This is a genomic window from Carboxydocella thermautotrophica (assembly GCA_003054495.1).
Lineage (GTDB): Bacteria > Bacillota.
In genome coordinates this window covers 2,541,514-2,563,716 of the sequence record CP028514.1, presented here as the reverse complement: position 1 = coordinate 2,563,716, position 22,203 = coordinate 2,541,514, and the positions used below count along the sequence as shown (strand labels likewise).

The 22,203-nt window shown below is 51.4% G+C and carries 19 protein-coding genes and 1 pseudogene; all 20 read left to right on the top strand.

All coding sequences use genetic code 11. The features are described 5' to 3' along the window. Positions 1-18: 18 nt before the first annotated feature. Positions 19-321: an alpha/beta-type small acid-soluble spore protein gene (locus tag CTH_RS13030; protein WP_078665929.1), complete on the top strand. Its 303-nt coding sequence runs from the start codon at positions 19-21 to the stop codon at positions 319-321. Positions 322-358: 37 nt separating this feature from the next. Continuing rightward, entirely contained in the window at positions 359-1,192 is an 834-nt protein-coding gene (locus CTH_RS13025) for an SDH family Clp fold serine proteinase (protein WP_078665930.1), read from the top strand. Positions 1,193-1,280: 88 nt separating this feature from the next. Next, positions 1,281-2,027 carry a polysaccharide deacetylase family protein gene (locus CTH_RS13020; RefSeq protein WP_107754172.1) on the top strand — a complete coding sequence of 249 codons (747 nt, stop codon included), beginning with the start codon at positions 1,281-1,283 and terminating at the stop codon, positions 2,025-2,027. Continuing rightward, positions 2,018-2,881 carry a DMT family transporter gene (locus CTH_RS13015; protein WP_078665932.1) on the top strand — a complete coding sequence of 288 codons (864 nt, stop codon included), beginning with the start codon at positions 2,018-2,020 and terminating at the stop codon, positions 2,879-2,881. Before CTH_RS13020 ends, CTH_RS13015 begins: the two co-directional genes overlap by 10 nt. A gap of 106 nt (positions 2,882-2,987) precedes the next feature. Beyond that, a complete protein-coding gene (gene argC / locus CTH_RS13010) occupies positions 2,988-4,022 on the top strand; it encodes an N-acetyl-gamma-glutamyl-phosphate reductase (RefSeq protein ID WP_107754350.1) in 1,035 nt (344 codons plus the stop codon). Positions 4,023-4,037: 15 nt separating this feature from the next. Beyond that, positions 4,038-5,267: a bifunctional glutamate N-acetyltransferase/amino-acid acetyltransferase ArgJ gene (gene argJ, locus CTH_RS13005; protein WP_107754170.1), complete on the top strand. Its 1,230-nt coding sequence runs from the start codon at positions 4,038-4,040 to the stop codon at positions 5,265-5,267. Between the two features lie 12 nt (positions 5,268-5,279). Further along, positions 5,280-6,143 carry an acetylglutamate kinase gene (gene argB, locus CTH_RS13000; protein WP_078665935.1) on the top strand — a complete coding sequence of 288 codons (864 nt, stop codon included), beginning with the start codon at positions 5,280-5,282 and terminating at the stop codon, positions 6,141-6,143. Positions 6,144-6,155: 12 nt separating this feature from the next. Beyond that, complete coding sequence (locus tag CTH_RS12995; RefSeq protein ID WP_107754168.1) at positions 6,156-7,322, top strand: acetylornithine transaminase; 1,167 nt, start codon at positions 6,156-6,158, stop codon at positions 7,320-7,322. A gap of 242 nt (positions 7,323-7,564) precedes the next feature. Further along, entirely contained in the window at positions 7,565-8,338 is a 774-nt protein-coding gene (locus CTH_RS12990) for a LamB/YcsF family protein (protein WP_107754167.1), read from the top strand. A 25-nt stretch (positions 8,339-8,363) separates the two neighbouring features. Continuing rightward, positions 8,364-9,584, top strand: coding sequence for an NRAMP family divalent metal transporter (locus tag CTH_RS12985; protein ID WP_107754165.1), 1,221 nt, complete (start codon positions 8,364-8,366; stop codon positions 9,582-9,584). A 58-nt stretch (positions 9,585-9,642) separates the two neighbouring features. Then, entirely contained in the window at positions 9,643-10,383 is a 741-nt protein-coding gene (gene pxpB / locus CTH_RS12980; RefSeq protein WP_078665939.1) for a 5-oxoprolinase subunit PxpB, read from the top strand. A gap of 1 nt (position 10,384) precedes the next feature. After that, a complete protein-coding gene (locus CTH_RS12975) occupies positions 10,385-11,434 on the top strand; it encodes a 5-oxoprolinase subunit C family protein (protein WP_079907143.1) in 1,050 nt (349 codons plus the stop codon). A gap of 16 nt (positions 11,435-11,450) precedes the next feature. After that, positions 11,451-11,951: pseudogene (locus CTH_RS12970) on the top strand (D-glutamate cyclase family protein); the annotation flags it as partial. A 183-nt stretch (positions 11,952-12,134) separates the two neighbouring features. After that, the gene (carA, locus tag CTH_RS12965) at positions 12,135-13,199 is read left to right on the top strand and encodes a glutamine-hydrolyzing carbamoyl-phosphate synthase small subunit (RefSeq protein ID WP_078665942.1); all 1,065 of its coding nucleotides are present in this window, start codon (positions 12,135-12,137) and stop codon (positions 13,197-13,199) included. Positions 13,200-13,223: 24 nt separating this feature from the next. Further along, positions 13,224-16,415: a carbamoyl-phosphate synthase large subunit gene (carB, locus tag CTH_RS12960; protein ID WP_078665943.1), complete on the top strand. Its 3,192-nt coding sequence runs from the start codon at positions 13,224-13,226 to the stop codon at positions 16,413-16,415. A 13-nt stretch (positions 16,416-16,428) separates the two neighbouring features. Next, on the top strand, positions 16,429-17,382 hold the full coding sequence (argF, locus tag CTH_RS12955; protein ID WP_078665944.1) for an ornithine carbamoyltransferase: 954 nt from the start codon (positions 16,429-16,431) through the stop codon (positions 17,380-17,382). A 56-nt stretch (positions 17,383-17,438) separates the two neighbouring features. Next, complete coding sequence (locus CTH_RS12950) at positions 17,439-18,236, top strand: hypothetical protein (protein WP_078665945.1); 798 nt, start codon at positions 17,439-17,441, stop codon at positions 18,234-18,236. Between the two features lie 54 nt (positions 18,237-18,290). Continuing rightward, positions 18,291-19,493: an argininosuccinate synthase gene (locus CTH_RS12945; protein WP_078665946.1), complete on the top strand. Its 1,203-nt coding sequence runs from the start codon at positions 18,291-18,293 to the stop codon at positions 19,491-19,493. Between the two features lie 81 nt (positions 19,494-19,574). Continuing rightward, positions 19,575-20,960 (top strand): argininosuccinate lyase, encoded by a 1,386-nt coding sequence (argH, locus tag CTH_RS12940; RefSeq protein WP_107754161.1) that lies wholly within the window; start codon positions 19,575-19,577, stop codon positions 20,958-20,960. 21 nt (positions 20,961-20,981) lie between these two features. Then, positions 20,982-22,178: an aspartate kinase gene (dapG, locus tag CTH_RS12935; protein ID WP_107754159.1), complete on the top strand. Its 1,197-nt coding sequence runs from the start codon at positions 20,982-20,984 to the stop codon at positions 22,176-22,178. Positions 22,179-22,203 lie beyond the last annotated feature (25 nt).

The window sequence follows — 22,203 nt, the reverse complement described above, 5'->3', positions numbered from 1 at the left end:
CGAAAGGAGGCTGGTTAAATGGCACGCCGAAAGCGCAAGGACCCGGTTACCGAAGCGGCCCTCAAACAATTGAAGTTTGAAGTGGCTCAGGAGTTGGGAATTCCTCTGAATGAGGAGGATAACGGGGACCTGACTACCAGACAGGTAGGGAAAATCGGCGGTACCATGGTTAAACGGCTGATTGAACTTGGTCAGCGGGCGCTGGTGGCAGAATATGAGGCGCGGCAGCGGCGGTCGCAAATGCGGCTGGTTCATGCCCAGCGGCGGCCTCAACTGGCTGCACAGGCCCTGGGGGTGCAGCGGCTCCGGGCGGTTCGCTAGGGGTGCGCCCCCTTTTCTACTGCAGAGGAGGGAAAAGATGGCTACTATCCTTAATTTGCTCTGGCTGGTTTTTATGATTATGGCACTGGTGCCCATGTTCAATCAGCGGCGCCTGGAGTTGCAGCGTGTGCGTTTAATGCGGGAAATTGAGTTAAAAAGGGGTTCTCGTTTGATCACCCTTATTCATCGTCAGGAATCCATTAACCTGCTGGGCATACCGATTTCACGTTTTATCAATATTGAGGACTCAGAGCAAGTTTTGCGGGCGATCCGGCTTACACCCGAAGATATGCCCATAGACCTGGTTCTGCACACACCAGGGGGCTTAGTACTGGCCTCAGAGCAAATTGCTTCAGCTTTAAGCAGGCACAAAGCCAAAGTAACAGTATTTATACCCCATTATGCCATGTCAGGGGGGACGATGCTGGCATTATCGGCAGACGAAATCGTGATGGATGAAAATGCGGTCCTGGGCCCGGTGGATCCCCAGATCGGTCAGTACCCGGCTGCCTCTGTTATTAAGGTAGTAGAGGAAAAAGGGAAGGAACATTGTAAAGACGAGACCCTAATTCTGGCCGATATTGCCAGAAAGGCAATGAATCAGGTGGAGACCAAGCTCAAGGAAATTCTGGCCGATAAGTTTCAGCCTGAGCGGGCAGCGGAACTAGCGAAAATTTTCAGTGAAGGTCGCTGGACTCATGATTATCCTATTTCTTATGAACAGTTACGGGAACTGGGGTTACCAGTTTCCACGGCCATGCCCCGGGAAATTTATGAACTGATGGAGTACTATCCTCAACCGCCTCAGCGTCGTCCTTCTGTACAGTACATTCCCCTGCCATACTTTGAAGACACCCGTAAAACCAGGTAATTCGACATTCCAGCAAAAAACAATGGCCAGCCAGTACTAGCAAGGCTATAATTAATATAGACGGATAACCAGAAGGGCGGAGATAGCCATGAAAAGACACTACTGGATGGTTTTAACTTTTTTGCTGGTTTACCTGGTCTGGCGGGTCTTGCAACCCCAGCTGATGCAGGCTATGGCCAGTGCCCATCTGCTGGGAAGGATAGTGATTTCTGCCCATACCCAGGGGGAGAAGCTGGTTGCTCTGACCTTTGATGATGGTCCTGATCCCCGTTTTACTCCGCAAATACTGGACATCCTTCAGCAATATCGCGTTCCTGCTACTTTTTTTGTCATTGGTCAGGCGGCACAGGATCACCGGGACCTGCTGGAACGGGAAATAGCTGAAGGACATGAGATAGCCAACCATACTTTTAGCCATCAGGATATGGTGGCGATGAATGAGCAACAAATTGCTCTGGAAATAGATATGACCAATTCTCTGCTGGAGCGTATCACCGGTAAAGTGCCGGACTACTTTCGGCCGCCCCGGGGCCGCTTTGACTGGCGGCTGATCGAAGCCTGTGAGCTCAGAGGACTGAGGATTGTTCTCTGGACAGTGGGCATTGAAAATCACACGACCAGAACACCTGAGGCAATGGCAGACCGGGTAGTGGCTAAAGTTTATCCCGGGGCGATTATCCTGGGGCATGATGGCCGTCTGAACCGAATCAAAACGGTGCAGGCTTTGCCGCTCATTATCACCAGACTGCGGGCCCAGGGCTATCGCTTTGTTACTTTGAGTCAGTTGCTAGATACTGAGAAAGAGATAAGAAATGGGGAGGAGTTATGGCGTTAGCAGGTTTGATTATCGCTACTCTGGCTATATCGTCAGCCGGGCTCTGGGCTAAATTGGCAACGGCCCATGGCCTGGTTATCGCTTTTTATCGGGTCTTTTTTGCTGTAATACTTTATCTGCCGCTGATGGTAAGGCACTGGCGGGAGCATAACGGAGAGATAAAACCAAAGTTTTGGTTTTGGCCGGTACTGGCCGGAATTTTTTTAGCCCTGCACTGGAGTACCTGGTTGCAATCATTTAAATATACCTCGGTGGCAATGGCTACGGTACTGGTGGCTACCCATCCGATTTTTGTTCTCCTGGGGAGTCGACTCTGGCTGGGGGAGAGATTACCGTCCGGGAGCTGGTCTGGCATCTTTTTGGCTATTCTGGCTACTGCCGGTTTGAGCTGGCAGCAGATGCAAGGAACTGGCGGGGATTTACGGGGGGAAATGCTGGCTTTGTTTTCAGCGGTTATGGTATCAGCTTATTTTTTGATCGGGAGGAAATGTCGCCAGTACCTGACAGCACTGAATTACAGCTTTTTAGTTTATAGTGCCTGTGCCCTGTTTCTGGCTCTGGCCATTCTCTTTTCCCCTTATTCCTTTACCGGCTATTCCGGGCAGGACTGGCTGGCGTTCCTGGCGCTGGCTCTTTTTCCTACCCTGCTAGGACATAGCCTTTTGATGTGGGCGCTAAAATTTTTGCCAGCAGGACTGATTTCCCTTACCGCCCTGAGTGAACCGGTGGGAGCTACTCTGTTAGCGGCTCTGTTTTTACATGAGGTTCCTTCCCTTGAACAGGGGATATGGCTGGGCTTGTTATTGCTGGGGATTGCCTGGACAGTTTTTGCCAGCAGGCAAAAGATGGTATAGCATTATTGCGGAAATGGCTCCGGCAATAACCGGAGTCTTTTTTTCTTGCATTATTATGCAGAAATGATGTATAATTATAACATGTTATACAGGGGGGATCGGTGTGATAAAAGTTGGTATTGTTGGTGCCACCGGTTATACTGGCGCAGAACTGATCAGAATCCTTCAGGGTCACCCGGAGGTAAAAATAGAGGTTTTAACCAGTCAAAGTTATGCAGGTCAGGAAATTGCCCAGGTGTTTCCTCAGCTTTCACCCTTAGAGCTACCGGTACTGATCGAGCAGGGACAGGACAAACTAACTGAGGTGGACGTGGCTTTTTTGGCCCTGCCCCATGGGGTTTCCATGCCCATTGCCGCCCGTTTGCTGTCAGCCGGGGTGAAGGTGATTGATTTAGGTGCAGACTTTCGCTTAAAAGATGCCGTGGCCTATCAAACCTGGTATGGGCTGGAACATTCATACCCGCAGTTGCTGGCTGAAGCAGTCTATGGCTTGCCGGAACTGAAACGGGAGCAGATAGCGGCTGCCCGGCTGGTGGCCAATCCCGGCTGTTATCCCACCAGCATTTTGCTGGCCCTGGCACCGGCACTGAAACATGGTCTGCTCCATCTCGATACCATAATCGCCGATAGCAAGTCCGGCGTATCCGGGGCTGGCCGGGGTGTGAGCCTGGGAGTGCACTTCAGTGAAGTTAACGAAAACTTTAAAGCCTATAATGTCGGGCAGCACCGGCATACGGCGGAAATCGAGCAGGAACTGGCGGTCCTGGCGGGAAAACCCCTGACCATCACTTTTACTCCCCATCTAGTACCCATGACACGGGGGATTTTGAGCACTGTCTATGCTAAGTTACGACAGAATCTGGAGGAAGAAGAGATCAGGGCTATCTACCGGGACTTTTACCGGGGAGAACCTTTTGTTAAGGTACTGGAGGCAGGTCAGTATCCCCAGACCAAGTGGTGTGCGGGAAGCAATCGGACCTTTATTGGTTTGAAAAAAGATGCCCGCACCGGTCGTTTAATTCTGGTCTCTGCCATTGACAATCTGGTCAAAGGGGCCAGCGGGCAGGCAGTGCAAAATATGAATATCCTGTTTGGTTTGCCGGAAACCATGGGCTTAGAAGAAACAGGGTTGTGGCCATAGAAAGGGGAAAGGAAAATGCGGGATTGTCCAGGAGGAGTATGCGCGCCCCGGGGCTATCAGGCGGCCGGGGTAGCGGCAGGGATAAAAAAGCGGGATAGTGACAAAAAAGATGTGGCAGTGATCATCAGTCAGGCCCCGGCTATAGTAGCCGGGGTGTTCACCACCAATAAAGTGCAGGCGGCACCTGTCCTGTGGTCAAAGGAAGTGGTTAACCGTGGCCAGGCGCGGGCCATTGTGGCCAACAGCGGTAATGCCAATGCCTGTACCGGGGAACAGGGCCTGGCGGATGCTAGAGCGATGGCAACTCAGGTAGCGGCTCTGAGTGGTGGGGAAATAACTGCTGAAGAGGTGATTGTAGCCTCTACTGGAGTAATCGGGGTGCCTTTACCCATGGATGTAGTTGAAAGCGGGATCACCCGGGCCTGGGCTCAACTCAACCCGGAGGGCAGTGGTGACGCTGCTGCAGCTATTATGACCACTGATACCTTTGCCAAGGAAACGGCAGTGGAAATAGAAATTGCCGGTCAACCGGTGCGTGTAGGGGGGATTGCCAAAGGGTCGGGGATGATTCATCCCAATATGGCAACCATGCTGGCCTTTATCACCACTGATGCCCGGGTGGATGGGGCAGCCTGGCAAGCTTTGCTCAAGGAAGCGGTGGACCAGACCTTCAATATGGTTACCGTCGATGGCGATACCAGTACCAATGACATGGTAGTTGCCCTGGCCAATGGCCTGGCCGGGCCTGAGTCGGCCCTGGCCCCGGGGCAGCCGGGCTGGGAAGAGCTGACTCTGGCAGTAACGGAAGTTTGTCGCCGCCTGGCCATCGCTATTGCCCGCGATGGGGAAGGGGCTACCAGATTGCTGACTGTTGAGGTAACAGGGGCAATTTCCCTGGCGGCAGCCCGGCTGGCGGCCAGAACGATTGCCGGTTCCAGTCTGGTGAAAAGCGCTATCTTCGGCGCTGATGCCAACTGGGGACGGATTATGGCCGCTCTGGGTTATTCCGGTGCGGAATTTGACCCCCAGGCAGTTTCCATTAGTTTCCGGGCCGGGGAAAAGAGTTTACTGGTATTCCAGGAAGGTGCACCGGTGCCTTTTGCGGAAGAGGAAGCCCGGGCTCTGCTGGCAGAAAAAGAAGTGACCATCGCAGTAGATCTGGCGCAGGGGAGAGAAAGGGCCACCGCCTGGGGCTGTGACTTAACCTATGATTATGTCAGGATCAATGCTGATTATCGGACCTAAGGGGGGAGCGGGATGTTCAATATTATCGATAAAGCAGCTGTGCTGGTGGAAGCCTTGCCTTATATCCAGAAGTTCCATGGCAAAATCCTGGTTATCAAATACGGAGGCCATGCCATGGTTAACCAGGAGCTGAAAGAGGCGCTGATCAAGGATATTATTTTGATGAAACTGGTGGGCATGCATCCCGTCCTGGTTCACGGGGGCGGACCGGATATAACCACCATGTTGCAAAGGCTGGGAGTTGAATCCCGGTTTGTGGGAGGGCAACGGGTTACTGATGATCAGACCATGGAAGTAGTGGAAATGGTGCTGGGTGGCAAGCTGAACAAGGAACTGGTGGCCCTGATCAATAAAAACGGGGGCAAAGCTGTGGGCCTAACGGGCCAGGATGCTAACCTGTTGCGGGCTGTACCCAGAAAAGGGCCTCAGGGCGAAGATCTGGGCCGGGTGGGAGAAGTGGTCCAGGTGCAGCCAGAACTGGTGCTGAATTTGATCAGCCAGGGCTATATTCCGGTAATCGCCCCTATTGCTGTGGATAGTGATGGCAAAAGCTATAACGTCAATGCCGACTATGTGGCCGGGCAGCTGGCCGGGGCCCTGCGGGCAGATAAGTTTATTTTGCTCACCGATGTGCCCGGCATATTGCGGAATGTCAATGACCGTTCCAGTTTGCTGTCAGAAGTAACCCTGAGCCAGGTGGAGGAACTGCAAGCAGAAGGGATTATCAAGGGTGGCATGCTGCCCAAGGTGGAATGCTGCGCCGCTGCCATCCGGGCCGGAGTGGAACGGGCCCATATTATCGATGGACGTATCCCGCACGGCATATTACTGGAAATCTTCACAGATGGAGGAATCGGCACGATGGTGTCGGCTTGAGGGGGGAGAGAGATGAACAAAACCGACGAGCTGATAGCTTTAGGCAAACAATATGTGATGAACACCTATGGAAGGCTCAATCTGGTACTGGCCCAGGGGCAGGGAGCCAGGGTTTGGGATCTAGAGGGCAAGGAATACCTGGACTTTCTAGCGGGAATTGCCGTTAATGCCCTGGGGCACAGTCACCCGGCAGTAGTGGAGGCCCTCAAGAAACAGGCAGAAAAGCTGATCCACTGCTCCAATCTTTACTGGATTGAGCCCCAGATTCGGCTGGCCCAGCTCCTGGTGGAAAACTCCTGCGGGGATAAGGTCTTTTTCTGCAATTCCGGGGCCGAAGCCAATGAAGGGGCGATCAAGCTGGCCCGTAAATATGCCAAACTGCATTATGGGCCGGAAAAATATGAAATCATCACAGCTATTAATTCTTTCCACGGCCGGACCCTGGCGGCGATAACAGCCACCGGCCAGCCCAAATACCAGAAGGGTTTTGAGCCGCTAGTGCCTGGTTTCAAGCATGTTCCTTATAATGACCTGCAGGCACTGACAGAGGCTATTGGTCCGCAAACCTGTGCCATCATGCTGGAGCCCATTCAAGGGGAAGGAGGCGTAGTAACTCCTGATCCCGCTTATTTGTCCGGGGTAGCGCAACTTTGCCGGGAACATGGTCTGCTGCTGATTCTGGATGAGGTACAAACCGGCATTGGACGCACCGGTAAACTTTTTGCCTATGAGCATTTCGGCATCGAGCCAGATATCTTTACATTAGCCAAAGGGCTGGGGGGCGGGGTGCCCATCGGGGCCATTGTGGCCAAAGAAGAAGTGGCAGCGGCTTTTCAGCCCGGGGATCATGCTTCTACCTTTGGCGGCAACCCCCTGGTCTGCGCTGCGGCCTTGGCGACCTTGAACATCATCCTGGAGGAAGGTTTTTTGGCCCAGGTTCAGGCCAAAGGAGAGTATCTGCGCTCCTTGCTGGCTGAGATGGGCCCGGTACGGGGCAAAGGGCTGATGCTGGGTCTGGAGTTGCCGGGACCAGGGGCGGAAGTAGTGGCCCGATGCCAGGAACGGGGGCTGTTGATAAACTGTACTGCCGGGAATGTGCTCCGGTTTGTACCGCCGTTGATTGTCAACGAAGCGGAAATACAGGAAGCTGTCCGCATTTTGAGGGATTGTATGAAGTAAATAAGCTATACCCCCAGGCCAGATCACTGATGTTGGCCTGCTTTTTTTCTGTAGCCCGAACCAGTCCGGAGGCGGCACCGGCTTGCAGTAAATATTCGGCAAGGGATTGGGCAAAGGGAGCAAACTCCTGATCGCCAAACTGCTTCTGGGGAAAGGAATTTAATAATTCAACATAGAATATATTTTTTTCAAAATGGACTAGTGGTCTAATCACAAGGCCAAAGTCTTTAGGGGGAGGGTAAATGAAGTACAGGGTAGATTTAAACAGTGATCTGGGAGAAAGTTTTGGTGTGTATAAACTGGGTATGGATAAGGAGTTGCTGGAAATCATTACTTCTGCCAACATAGCCTGCGGTATGCACGCCGGAGATCCCCGGGTTATGTCCGCTACTGTAAAAATGGCTGTCCAGAACGGGACTGCTATTGGAGCGCATCCCGGATATCCTGATTTACAGGGGTTTGGCAGGCGCAACCTTGCCATGAGTCCGGAGGAAGTGAAAGACTATGTTATTTATCAGATAGGGGCTCTGGAAGCTTTTGCCCGGACTATGGGTACGACCCTGCAGCATGTTAAGGTCCATGGCGCTTTGTATAATATGGCTGCCAGGGATTACAAGCTGGCTTTAGCCATAGCCGAAGCTGTGAAAGCTGTAAACCCGGATCTAATTTTACTGGCACTGGCTAATTCGGAGATGGTTAGAGCAGCTAAAGACATAGGCTTGAAAGTAGCTGAAGAAGTTTTTGCTGACCGGGCTTATAACCCCGATGGCACTTTGGTTGCCAGAGGTACGCCTGGAGCCATGATTCACGAAAAAGCCGTGGCTATTCCCAGGGTGGTTCGGATGGTCACGGAAGGCAAAGTCACAGCTATCAATGGCGAAGATATTGACATCAAAGCTGACAGCATTTGTGTTCACGGGGATAATCCGGAAGCCCTTGCTTTCGTGAAAGAAATTCGGAAAGCACTGGAAGAAGCCGGTGTTTCCGTTGACCCCTTGGCTAATTTCATAATCTAATAGAGATAAGAAAGGGGAAAGTTTGATGGCAGATTTCGAAATCAAGACTAAAACAGGAACAGCAGGGAAGGCTGGTTTAGGGGCGCTCATGGGTGCGGCCTTCCTGATGGCTACTTCAGCCATCGGACCTGGATTTGTGACCCAGACGGCTGTATTTACCCAGCAGTACATGGCTAATTTTGCTTTCATTATCTTAGCTTCAGTTATTCTGGATATTGGAGCCCAGATGAATGTTTGGCGCGTAATCGCTATATCGGGTATGCGCGGCCAGGATGTAGCCAATAAGGTACTGCCGGGTTTGGGTTATTTTGTTGCTTTCCTGGTGGCTTTAGGTGGGTTGGCTTTCAATATCGGTAATATTGCAGGCGCCGGTATGGGGATGAATGTAATGTTTGGCATTACTCCTGCTATGGGGGCCATTATTTCCGCAATGATCGCTATTTTTATCTTTTTATCCAAAGAAATGGGCAAGGCCATGGATACATTTGCCAAGGTTTTAGGCGGTCTAATGATTCTTTTAACCATTTATGTAGCCATTATAACCAGGCCACCTGTAGGTGAAGCCTTGCTTCGTACTTTTGTTCCAACTGAAGTGCCTCTCTTACCCATTATCACCTTATTGGGTGGCACAGTGGGTGGATACATTACTTTTGCCGGTGGTCATCGCCTTATTGATGCAGGTATTACCGGTATTGAAAATTTGCGTGAAGTTACCAGGGGTTCTGTGACAGGTATCATTATTGCATCTGTCATGCGGGTGGTTCTTTTCCTTGCTGTTTTGGGGGTAGTTGCTGCAGGGCACAAGCTGGATCCGGCCAATCCGCCTGCATCAGCTTTTCAGTTAGCTGCAGGAAATATCGGCTATAAATTGTTTGGTATTGTTTTCTGGTCTGCAGCTATCACCTCTGTGGTGGGTGCGGCTTATACTTCCGTATCTTTCCTTCGCTCTCTGGCTAGCACCTTTGAGAATAATTACAAGTGGTGGATTATCGCCTTTATTGTAGCTTCCACGGTAATTTTTGTAACCATTGGTAAGCCAGTTAAGCTCTTGATTCTGGCCGGGGCTTTAAACGGTCTCATTCTTCCCATTACTTTGGGAACCATGCTCATCGCTTCCAAACGGAAAGATATTGTAGGGGAATACAAACAGCCTACCTGGTTGATGCTTTTCGGAATTCTTGTTGTTATTGTAGCTATATATGCAGGAGTTCTTTCTCTAAAAGGCATCACAGATTTATTTAAATAAAAGCTGAGAAGGGAGGCTTTGCCTCCCCTTCTTAATCACCATTAGCGGGGGTGATTTCATGTATGATAAGGCCAGGTTTCTCCCTGCTGGGGATAAAGGGGTGGTGGTAGAGTTTGGCAATTCTATCAGTAAGGAAATCAACAAAAAAATTCGCAGCTTGATGTTAGCTATAGAACAGGCTGAATTACCGGGCATAATGGAACTCATACCTACCTACCGCTCTTTACTGGTGCTTTATGAACCCTTGGCCTGGAAATATGGTGATTTAATCCTTCAACTTGAAAAAATCGAAGCCAATCTAGGTGCATTAAAACTTCCCGAGCCCCAGGTTATTTTATTGCCTGTGGTATATGGCGGGGAATATGGACCTGATTTAAACTTTGTCTCTGAACATGCGAAATTGACTCCGGAAGAGGTTATTAAAATTCACACGGGGACAGATTATTTAATTTATATGCTTGGATTTACTCCCGGATTTCCATACCTGGGTGGCATGGATGAACGCATAGCTACACCGCGGCTTCAGACACCTCGCACAAAAATTCCTGCTGGTTCTGTAGGTATCGCAGGAAGCCAAACAGGGGTTTATCCTATCGAAAGTCCAGGCGGCTGGCAAATAATTGGCCGTACTCCTGTCAAACTTTTCGACCCTGCCAGGGAAAAACCCGTTCTCTTACAAGCAGGAAATTATGTGCGTTTTTATCAAATAACTCCCGAAGAATACCAGGAAATAGCCCAACTGGTTGAGAAGGGCCAGTACATTGTCAAATCCGAGAATTATGGTGAGAAGGAGGTTTGACATGAGTTTTATCAGGGTTATAAAACCAGGCCTCCTGACAACGATACAGGACCGTGGACGGTTCGGTTATCAACAGTGGGGTATTCCTGTGGCCGGAGCCATGGATGAATACGCTTTGCGTATAGCCAATCTTTTGGTAGGTAATCCGGAAGGTGAGGCATGTTTGGAAATTACACTCCTGGGACCCACCCTGGAATTCCAGGCTGAAGGCGTAATTGCCCTGACAGGGGCTGATCTGGGAGCCAGGTTAAATGGCCAGGATCTTCCTCTCTGGCAGGCTTTACAAGTCCAAAAAGGCGACAAACTGGAATTTACGGGTGTGAAGGCAGGATGTCGTGCCTATTTAGCGGTAGCCGGAGGGTTTGAAGTTCCGGTAGTGATGGGCAGTAAGTCTACATATGTACGTGGACAGATAGGCGGTTTTGCAGGGAGGAGTTTACGTAAGGGAGATGAAATTGGCATAAGGGTTCCTCGGGTAGATTTAAGGAGATTGATCAATCGAACGGTACCCAGGGAGTACCGGTATGAATTTACCAATCCCATCCTGGTACGGGTTGTGCTGGGTCCCCAGGATGATGCCTTTACCGAGGACGGAATTAGAACCTTTTTGGAAGGGCAATACCAGGTAACTAACGAAGCTGACCGTATGGGGTATCGCCTGGATGGTCCCAAAATCCAGCATAAGACAAGTCCGGATATTATCTCTGATGGTATTGTCATGGGTTCTATCCAGGTCCCCGGGCATGGTTTGCCTATTATTATGATGGCTGACCGACAAACTACCGGGGGTTACACGAAAATCGCCACCGTCATTACCGCAGATTTAAACAAAATAGCCCAGGCTAAGCCGGGAGATGCAATCAGGTTTCAGGCTGTTTCTATTGAGGAAGCCCATGAGATTTACCGGGCCTATGAAGAAAAAATTCGCAACGTCAAGGATAAATTTATTTTTGCTCAAAAAGAGCCCTTCACAAGTAAGAAAGGGTTAAAGAGAACTATGCGTATATGGGTAAATGGTACGGAATATATAGTCGAAATAGAAAGATTATGAGAGGAGGAGAAAAATGCTGGAATTATTTCATGCTAAACCTGAGGAGGTCAGGGGAGCCATCCGCAAAGGGGAAATAAACAGACCGACAGCGGGGATGTGTGCAGGGTACGCTCAAGCTAACCTTGCTGTTTTACCGAAAGATTTAGCCTTTGAATTTTTGCTCTTTTGTCAAAGAAATCCTAAACCCTGTCCGGTCCTGGATGTTACAGAGGTGGGCTCTTTTGAGCCTGTTTTAACAGCCCCGGGTGCTGATTTGCGCACGGATATACCCAAATACCGTATTTATAAGTATGGCCAACTAGTTGATGAGACTAGTGATATTTTAAATTATTGGCGAGAAGATCTTGTTGCTTTTCTTTTAGGTTGCAGTTTTACCTTTGAGAGTGGATTGCTTCAAGGGGGGATTCCGGTCCGTCATATTGAAGAAGGCAGGAATGTACCCATGTATATTACCAATATACCCTGCAAACCTGCAGGAAGGTTCAGTGGCCCCATGGTAGTAAGTATGCGTCCTATGAGGACCTGACTGTATAGAGAGATGCCTCATAACAAGACACGTGAAACCATCACGTGTCTTGTTTTACTTTGAAGCGGGGTATTTGAGGGATGAAATCAGACAAAAATCCCCTATTAACCATTGCATTATTATGCAGAAATATTGTATAATTATAAACGAATTAGCTGGTGAGGGGGATTAGCAGTGAAAGGATATTTAGTCCTGGCCGATGGTACAGTCTACGAAGGCACCGCCTTTGGTGCCGTAGGGGAGGCTATCGGCGAGGTGGTTTTCAATACAGGCATGACGGGTTATCAGGAGATATTGACTGACCCGTCCTATTGCGGGCAGATAGTGACCATGACCTATCCATTGATCGGTAACTATGGCATCAATCAGGATGACTTCGAGGCCTCCCGCAGTTATGTCCGGGGGTTTATCGTGCGGGAAACCTGCACCTACCCCAGCAACTGGCGGGCTAAGGAGACGCTGGATGCCTATCTGTATCGCCATCGTATTATTGGTCTGGCAGGCATAGATACCAGGGCGCTGACCAAAAAATTGCGGCAGCATGGGGTGATGCAGGGGCTGATCACCACTTTGCCGGGGACAGTGGCAGAGATGGTGGCCAAAATCAAGCAGGCGCCGCCGGTGTTTGGGCCCCAGCTGGTGCAGACGGTGACTACACCCGAGCCTTATACCATCCCCGGGCCCGGCCCCAGGGTAGTGGTCATGGATTTTGGCGCCAAAGCCAATATTCTGCGCAGCCTGAATAAACTGGGGCTGGAACTGGTAGTGGTCCCGGCGCATGCCACGGCCGATGAAATTATGGCTTACCGGCCGGCCGGGTTGATGCTGTCCAACGGACCGGGGGATCCAACGGATGTGCCCCTGGCCATCAATACAGTGCGCCAACTCCTGGGCGAACTGCCCATTTTCGGGATTTGTCTCGGCCATCAGATCATCGGCCTGGCTTTAGGCGGCAGCACTTATAAGCTAAAATTCGGACACCGGGGCGCCAACCATCCCGTGCAGGATTTACACAGCGGGCGAGTATATATCACCTCCCAGAATCACGGGTTTGCCCTGGCAGCCGATTCACTGCAGCAGCTGCCGGTGGAAATCACCCATCTCAACCTCAATGATGGTACAGTGGAAGGGTTAAGGCATAAGGAATTGCCGGTTTTCTCGGTGCAATACCATCCGGAAGCTGCACCGGGACCGGAAGATAATGAATATCTGTTCCAGCAGTTTTTGCAGTTACTTTAAACCAGGAAACAAAGGGGGAGGAGCATGCCCAAAAGACAGGATATTAAAAAAGTGCTGGTAATCGGTTCCGGGCCCATTATCATCGGCCAGGCGGCGGAATTCGATTATGCCGGTACCCAGGCTTGCAAGGCTTTGAAAGAAGAAGGGCTGGAGGTAGTGCTGGTCAATTCCAACCCGGCGACCATTATGACCGATGCCAATATGGCGGATAAAATTTATATCGAGCCATTACAGTGGCAGACGGTGGCTCAAATCATAGAAAAAGAACGGCCTGATGGACTGTTACCTACCCTGGGTGGACAGACTGGCCTGAATATAGCTGTTGAACTGGCGGAGAAAGGGATTTTGCAGCAATATGGTGTCGCCCTGCTGGGAACTCCCCTGGAGGCGATCAAGCGGGCTGAGGATAGGGAATTATTCCGGGCCTTAATGCTGGAGATCGGTGAACCTATTCCTCCCAGTACCATCGTAGAAACAGTAGATGCTGCCCTGGCCTTTGCCGAGGAGATTGGCTATCCGGTGATCGTCCGTCCCGCTTATACCCTGGGAGGATCCGGGGGCGGAATTGCCCATAATGCCAGGGAACTGGCGCAAATCGCTGATAAGGGCTTGAAGTACAGTGCTATCGGGCAGATTCTGCTGGAAAAAAGCGTGGCCGGCTGGAAGGAAATCGAGTATGAGGTAATGCGGGATAGTGCCGATAACTGCATTACCATTTGTAATATGGAAAACATCGACCCGGTGGGAATTCATACCGGGGATTCCATTGTTATCGCGCCTTCCCAGACTTTAAGTGACCGCGAGTATCAGATGCTACGCACTGCCGCACTGAAGATAATCAGGGCCTTAAAAATTGAGGGTGGATGTAATGTCCAATTCGCCTTAAATCCTCACAGTTTTGAATATATAGTAATCGAGGTTAATCCCCGGGTGAGCCGCAGCTCGGCCCTGGCGTCAAAAGCGACTGGTTATCCCATTGCCAAGATGGCGGCCAAAATTGCCATTGGCCTGACCCTGGCTGAGTTGACTAACCCGGTTACTGGTAAAACCAGTGCCTGCTTTGAACCGGCCCTGGACTACTGTGTAGTCAAGATTCCCCGCTGGCCGTTCGATAAATTTCCCACGGCTGACCGGCGACTGGGAACTCAGATGAAGGCTACCGGGGAAGTGATGGCCATTGAACGCAGCTTTGAGGCCGCTTTACAAAAGGCAATCCGCAGTCTGGAAATCGGTTTGGACAGTTTGCAATTGCCCAAACTGGGTGCTCTTTCCGATATGGCCATCGAACACCGGCTGCAAGAAGCCGATGATGAAAGGCTGTTTGTGGTGGCAGAGGCTTTTCGCCGCCATTTTACCGTGAAAGAGGTTTATCAGCTTACGAAAATCGATCCCTGGTTCCTGGAAAAGATTCGCGGTCTGGTGGAACTGGAAAGGCAAATCAAAAAAACGCCCTGGGGTCAGGTAACTTCGGAATTTTTACAGTTGGTCAAAAGCAAAGGTTTCAGTGATCGGGCCCTGGCTCGCTGGTGGGGAGTAGAAGAACGTGAAGTGCGGGATCGGCGGGCAGAGTGGGGCATTCGCCCGGTTTATAAGCTGGTGGATACCTGTGCTGCTGAGTTTGAAGCAGCTACTCCCTACTATTATTCTTCTTATGAGCAGGAGGATGAAGTAGAAGTCAGTACCAGACCGAAAGTGGTGGTGCTGGGCTCGGGGCCGATCCGCATCGGTCAGGGGATTGAGTTTGATTATTGTTCAGTCCATTCTGTCTGGGGTTTGCAGGAACTGGGTTATGAAACCATTATTATCAATAATAACCCCGAAACAGTGAGTACGGATTTTGATACGGCGGATAAATTATATTTTGAACCTCTGACAGTGGAAGATGTTCTGCATGTAATTGAAAAAGAACAGCCTCTGGGAGTGATTGTACAATTCGGCGGCCAAACTGCCATTAATCTGGCAGCCAAACTGGAGGCGGCCGGAGTGAAAATCCTGGGTACGTCCGTGCAGTCCATTGACCTGGCAGAAGACCGGGAAAAATTCGCTGCCCTGTTAGCTAAACTGGGAATTCCCCAGACGGAAGGCAAGGCGGTCTTCTCGGTTACAGAAGGGGTGGAATGGGCCCGGCAGCTGGGTTATCCCCTGGTAGTGCGTCCTTCCTATGTTCTGGGCGGCCGCAATATGGAGATTGTCCAAAAAGAAGAGGAGCTGGTCCACTATTTAACCACAGCAGTGGAAATCACCCCCGAACATCCGGTGCTGATTGACCGCTATCTGCTGGGGCGGGAAGTCGAGGTAGATGCCATCGGTGATGGTAAGGATATATTTATTCCTGGCATTATGGCCCATGTGGAGAGGGCGGGGGTGCATTCCGGGGACTCCATGGCGGTTTATCCGGCTCAGGGTTTAAGCCGGGAAGAGGAAGAACTGCTGGTGGATTATACCTTGCGGATCGGTCGGGCCTTGCAGGTATGTGGTCTTATCAATATTCAGTATGTGATCAGCAACGGTCAGGTTTATGTGCTGGAAGTCAACCCACGGGCGTCCCGGACGGTGCCGGTGTTGAGTAAAGTGACGGCAGTGCCCATGGTGGCGGTAGCTACCAAAGCCATGCTGGGAGAGAGCCTGACCAAACAGGGGTATTATCATGGCCTCAAGCCCCCCTCTCCCTGGATTACTGTCAAAGCCCCTGTTTTTTCCTTCGAGAAACTGGGCGGGGTGGAAATCTCCCTGGGCCCGGAAATGAAGTCCACCGGTGAGGTAATGGGCACAGCGGCGGAGTATCCTGCTGCCTTGCTGAAAGCCATGCAGGCCGCCAATATCAAGTTGCCTGCGGGCGGAACGGTGTTCTGGTCGGTAGCGGATTGGGACAAGGAGGAAGCGGCCCGGCTGGCTGCTCGCTTTGCCGCTTATGGCTTCCAGCTGGCAGCTGCAGGAGATACCTGGCGCTATTTCGCGGAACGGGGATTACAGGTAACGGAACTTGAAGAAGACCTGACAGCGATCAGAACTGGTCGCATTCAGCTGGTAATCAATACACCTACCCAGGGGAAAAATCCGGGGCGGCGGGGCTTCCAGCTGCGCCGCACGGCAGCGGAATATAGAATTCCGTGCTTAACTTCTCTGGATACGGCCAATGCGGTATTGCAGGTGCTGGAGTACCTGGCTGCCGGCGGCACGGCTGAACCCCTGGAACTGGCGGTATATACAGGTTAAGGAGGCATAAACAATGGCATTAGCATTAAATGAAATTCAAAAAGCCATGCAGGGGCGGGATTTTCTCTGCATGTCTGACTATACCAGAGAAGAGCTGAAGGAAATGATTGCTCTGGCTCTGCACCTGAAAAAAGAACAGAAAATGGGGGTATCCCACCCCATTTTACAGGGCAAAACCCTGGCCATGATTTTCCGCAAATCTTCGACCCGGACCAGGGTGTCCTTTGAAGTGGGCATGTATCAGTTAGGAGGCTATCCCCTCTTTTTGAGCAGCAATGATATTCAGCTGGGACGGGGGGAACCGATTGCTGATACTGCGCGGGTGCTGTCCCGCATGGTGGATGGCATTATGATCCGTACCTTTGCCCAGGCCGAGGTGGAGGAGCTGGCTCAGTTTGCCGATGTGCCGGTAATCAACGGCTTGACCGATCTGCTGCATCCCTGCCAGGTGCTGGCTGACCTGATGACCATCCAGGAATACAAAGGCAAGCTGGCTGGACTGAAGCTGGCCTATGTGGGGGATGGCAACAATATGGCCCATTCACTGCTGATTGGTGGGGCCAAGATGGGGATGAAGGTAGCGGTGGCCAGCCCGGAAGGCTATCTGCCTCAGGCGGAAATTGTGGCTAAAGCTCAGGCCTTTGCCGCTGAAAGCGGTGGGGAAATTCTGGTTACTACTGATCCGGTGGAAGCGGTAACGGATGCCGATGTGGTCTATACTGATGTCTGGGCTTCCATGGGGCAGGAAGCAGAAGCCGAGGAGCGGGCCCGGATCTTCCAACCCTATCAGGTCAATGAGGAACTGGTAGCCAAAGCCAGGGCAGATTATCTCTTTCTGCACTGTCTGCCGGCCCACCGCGGGGAGGAAGTAACCGCCGGTGTAATCGATGGTCCCAATTCAGTGGTGTTTGATGAGGCGGAAAACCGGCTGCATGCCCAAAAGGCTCTGCTGGCCCTGTTGTTGTAGAACAGGCTTCCTCTCACCCTGCCCAAATGATATAATGGGGACAAGGGGGGAGGATGGTGAAAAATAGAAGTCCTAAACTGATCTGGTGGAACAGGATAGTTAACGCAGCTTTACTGGTAGTTATGCTGATTTCAGCCTATAGTTTATTCTTTCCGACAAGGGACCCCAATTATTATAGCGGATCTGCCCTGCTGAAACAGGTGGAGCAATATGCCCGATCAGGCCTGGATAAAAAGGCACTGGAACAGGCCAATACCCTGGATTATACCAATATCTACACCATCGGCTTTGGCCAGGCTAACCTGCTTTCCCTGTGGCCATCTGGGACTGAAACCGTCAGGATTCTGGCCAGAGAACTACTACAACTTGAACCCGCTGAGGATGCAGATTTCCGGCCCGAGTTTGCTGTACGCATCGGTTATGTGGAAGAAAAAGGGGATAAGACGCGGCTTACCGGCTTTTATTATGACCGCCGCGGCCTGGTCAAAAGCGGTAATCAGGTTTACCGCCTGTCAGCGGCCGGACAGCAGTTGCTTAACCAGGAGCTAAATGGCTGGGTAGCATTAACGGAGATTAGAAATGGGTTTTATTTAGCTGCTTGCCGGCGAAACTGGTCTGCTCTAGAGCGTTTTGCCGCACCGGCGGTAATAGAGGCAGTCCGAAAAGGTAAAATTCCAGCTGGGGAACCGGTGGGAATTGGATATAAGTTTAATGAGGTACAACATTCAGGAAAGAACCAATTTGTAGAGGCAAATATAGAGGATACTATAACTTTAAAAAACGGGCGTAAATTTGCTGCCAGGTTGACTTATAAGATAATTAACGGGCGCTGGCAAATTACCGGGTTGAATTAAAATACAGAAAAGGGTATAATATTTCCTGAGTTTTTATAAAAGGAGACGATTGGCATGAAAAAAGTAGTGCTGGCATATTCGGGGGGATTGGATACCTCCATTATCATTCCCTGGCTAAAAGAAAATTACGGATATGAAGTAATTGCTATGGTCGCCGATTTGGGACAAGGGGAAGAACTGGCTCCCCTGCGGGAAAAAGCCATCAAATCCGGAGCCAGCAAGATTTATATTGAAGACCTGAAACAGGAATTTGTCGAGGACTTTATCTGGCCTACCCTGAAAGCAGGGGCCATTTATGAAGGTAAGTATTTGCTGGGCACTTCCTTTGCCCGCCCCTTGATTGCCAAACGGCTGGTGGAAATTGCCCGTCAGGAAGGGGCGGAAGCGGTGGCTCACGGAGCTACCGGCAAAGGCAATGACCAGGTACGGTTTGAACTGGCCGTAAAAGCCCTGGCCCCTGATTTGAAGATCATTGCTCCCTGGCGCCTGTGGGATATCCGCTCCCGGGAAGATGCCATTGATTATGCCCAGGCCCGGGGTATTCCCGTACCGGTGACCAAGGCCCGGCCCTATTCCATGGACCGTAACCTCTGGCATTTGAGCCATGAAGGGGCTGATCTGGAGGATCCCTGGAATGAACCGCAAAAGGATGTATTGATGCTGATTACCCCGCCGGAAGAAGCTCCGGACCAGCCGACCTATGTGGAGCTGGAATTTGAACAGGGCATTCCGGTGAAGCTGAACGGTGAAGCTCTGGATGGGGTCAGCCTGATTGAGAAACTGAATGAAATCGCCGGTGCCAATGGTGTGGGTGTGGTAGACATGGTGGAAAATCGCCTGGTGGGGATGAAATCCCGGGGAGTTTATGAGACTCCGGCCGGCACTGTCCTCTATGCTGCCCACCGGGAATTAGAACTGCTCTGCCTGGACCGGGCCACTTTGCATTATAAGGACCTGGTAGCCCAGCGCTATGCTGAACTGGTATACGATGGGGTCTGGTATCATCCCCTGCGGGAAGCCATTGATGCTTTTGTCAATGTGACTCAGAAGACGGTGACCGGTACCGTACGGTTAAAGCTGTACAAAGGCAGTTGCACACCGGCAGGAGCCAAGTCGCCCTATTCCCTCTATCACCAGGAGCTGTCCACCTTTGGTCGGGACGAAATCTACAACCAGAAGGATGCGGAAGGCTTTATCAATCTCTTCGGCCTACCCCTGCTGGTACGGGCGATGATGGAGGAAAAAAATCGCAAATAGCGCAAGCAGCCGCCAGGCTCTGGCCATCGGGCCAGGCCTGGCTTCGTACTATCCAGCTAATTAACGAAGGAGGAGACAGAGGTGGGTAAACTCTGGGGTGGCCGCTTTGCCAAAACCACAGATAAACTGGTGGAGGATTTTCACTCTTCCATTCATTTTGATCAGCGCCTCTATCGCCAGGATATCCTGGGCAGTATTGCTCATGCCACCATGCTGGGCGAACAGGGGATTATCACTCCGGCTGAGGCGGACCAGATTATAGCTGGCCTGAAAGAGCTGCTGGCGGAGATTGAGGCCGGGAAAGTCCAATTTGACGTAGCTGCGGAAGATATCCATATGAATATAGAAAAGCTGCTGACTGAAAAAATCGGAGCAGTGGGGAAAAAGCTCCACACCGCCCGCAGCCGCAATGACCAGGTGGCCCTGGATATTCGCCTGTATCTGCGGGAGGAGATCGGACAAGTCAAACACCTGTTGCTGGAATTGATTGAAACCTTGCTGGAACTGGCCCAGCAACATACGGAGACGGTGATGCCCGGCTATACCCATTTACAACGGGCTCAGCCTATTACCCTGGCCCATCACTTGCTGGCCTATATTGCCATGTTCCAGCGGGATGTGGAAAGGCTGCAGGATGTCCTGAAGCGGGTAAATGTCTGTCCCCTGGGATCGGGGGCGCTGGCCGGCACCACTTTTCCCCTGAACCGGGAAAGGGTAGCTGAGTTACTGGATTTTCCGGCCATTACCATGAACTCTCTGGATGCCGTCAGTGACCGGGATTTTGCCATTGAATTCTGTGCTGCTGCTTCCCTGCTGATGATGCATCTCAGCCGTTTCAGTGAGGAAATCATCCTCTGGTCCAGCAGTGAGTTTGCCTTTATTGAACTGGATGATGCTTTCAGTACCGGCAGTTCCATTATGCCGCAAAAGAAAAATCCTGATGTAGCAGAACTGGTGCGGGGCAAGACCGGTCGGGTTTATGGTGACTTGATGGCCTTGCTGACAGTGATGAAGGGGTTGCCTCTGGCCTATAACAAGGATATGCAAGAGGATAAGGAAGCTCTCTTTGATGCCATCGATACGGTTAAGGGTTGTTTGCTGGTCTTTACTCCCATGCTGGCAACAATGAAGGTACAGGAAGATAATATGCGCAAGGCTGCTCAGGGTGGCTTCACCAATGCCACCGATCTGGCAGATTATCTGGCCAAAAAAGGGGTGCCTTTCCGGGAAGCCCATGAAATTGTGGGTAAAGCAGTGCTTTATTGTGTAGAGCAGGGCAAGGCCCTGGAGGAAGTAACACTGGAAGAATACCGGCAAATGTCACCGGTGTTTGCAGAAGACCTTTATGAGGCTATCAGTATTGATTACTGTGTCCAGGCCCGGCAGGTACCGGGAGGACCGGCGCCGGCAGCTGTCCGGATCGCATTGCAGCAAGTGGAAAAATGGCTGGCGGCCAGTAGACAATAGAGCTTGCGGGGAGGGAGTATGGTGAAAATCATTGTGCAGAAATTCGGCGGTACATCGGTAGCAGATGGGGAAGGCAGGGCCCGGGCTATTGAGCGCATTCTGGCCGCCAAAGCAGAAGGCTATCAGCCGGTGGTAGTGGTTTCAGCTATGGGGCGCAAGGGGGCTCCCTATGCTACTGACACCTTGATTAGCCTGGTGAAAGAAATTAATCCAGAGGTTAATCCCCGGGAGCTGGATTTGCTCATTTCCTGCGGAGAGATTATCTCTACAGTAGTTATGGCTCATACCCTCAATAGCATGGGCCACCCGGCCATTGCTTTAACTGGCGGCCAGGCCGGGATCAAGACTGATGCCAATTTTGGCAATGCCCAGATTTTAGAGGTTGACCCCATGCCCATCCTGCGCCAGGTAATGGATGATAAAATTGTGGTGGTTGCGGGCTTTCAGGGGATAGCTCCTGATGGCAGCATAACAACCCTGGGCCGGGGCGGCAGTGACACTACCGCTACCGCACTGGGGGCAGCCTTACAGGCTGAAGTGGTGGAAATCTATACCGACGTGGATGGGGTAATGACCGTTGATCCCCGGGTGGAGCCGGAAGCCAAGATTCTGGAGGAAATCTCTTACCGGGAAGTCTGCGAAATGGCCTATCAGGGGGCGAAAGTTATTCATCCGCGGGCCGTTGAAGTGGCCATGAGCCGCCAGGTACCCATTCGCATTAAAAATACCTTTTCTGATGCCAAAGGTACCCTCATTTCCCAGTCTGCTGCTGAAAGGGTCATTACCGGGATTGCCCACCTGACCGGGCTCAGCCAGGTCCGGGTTCTTTCCAGCCGGGATGGTCAGCAAAACTGGCAGCTGGTGCGAGTCAAGCTGTTCCGGGTGCTGGCGGAAAAGGGCATCAGTGTGGATGTAATCTCTGTTCTGCCCGATGGGGTATACTTTACGGTGTCTCAGGCCGATGGTTTTAAAGCCTGTCAATACCTGCATGAAGCAGGATTCGCCTGTGAACTGGTGGAAAACTGTGCCAAGGTATCGGTTATCGGTGCCGGGATGCAAGGGGTTCCAGGGGTAATGGCGGAAATCATGGAAACCCTCTATAGTGCCGGAATAGATATCCTGCAAACTTCGGACTCGGATATCACTATTTCCTTCCTGGTACCGGAAAGTCAATTGAAAGAAGCGGTCCATGTTTTGCACCGCAAGTTAGGCTGGTAAGAGAGCAGGGTTCGCCCTGCTTTTT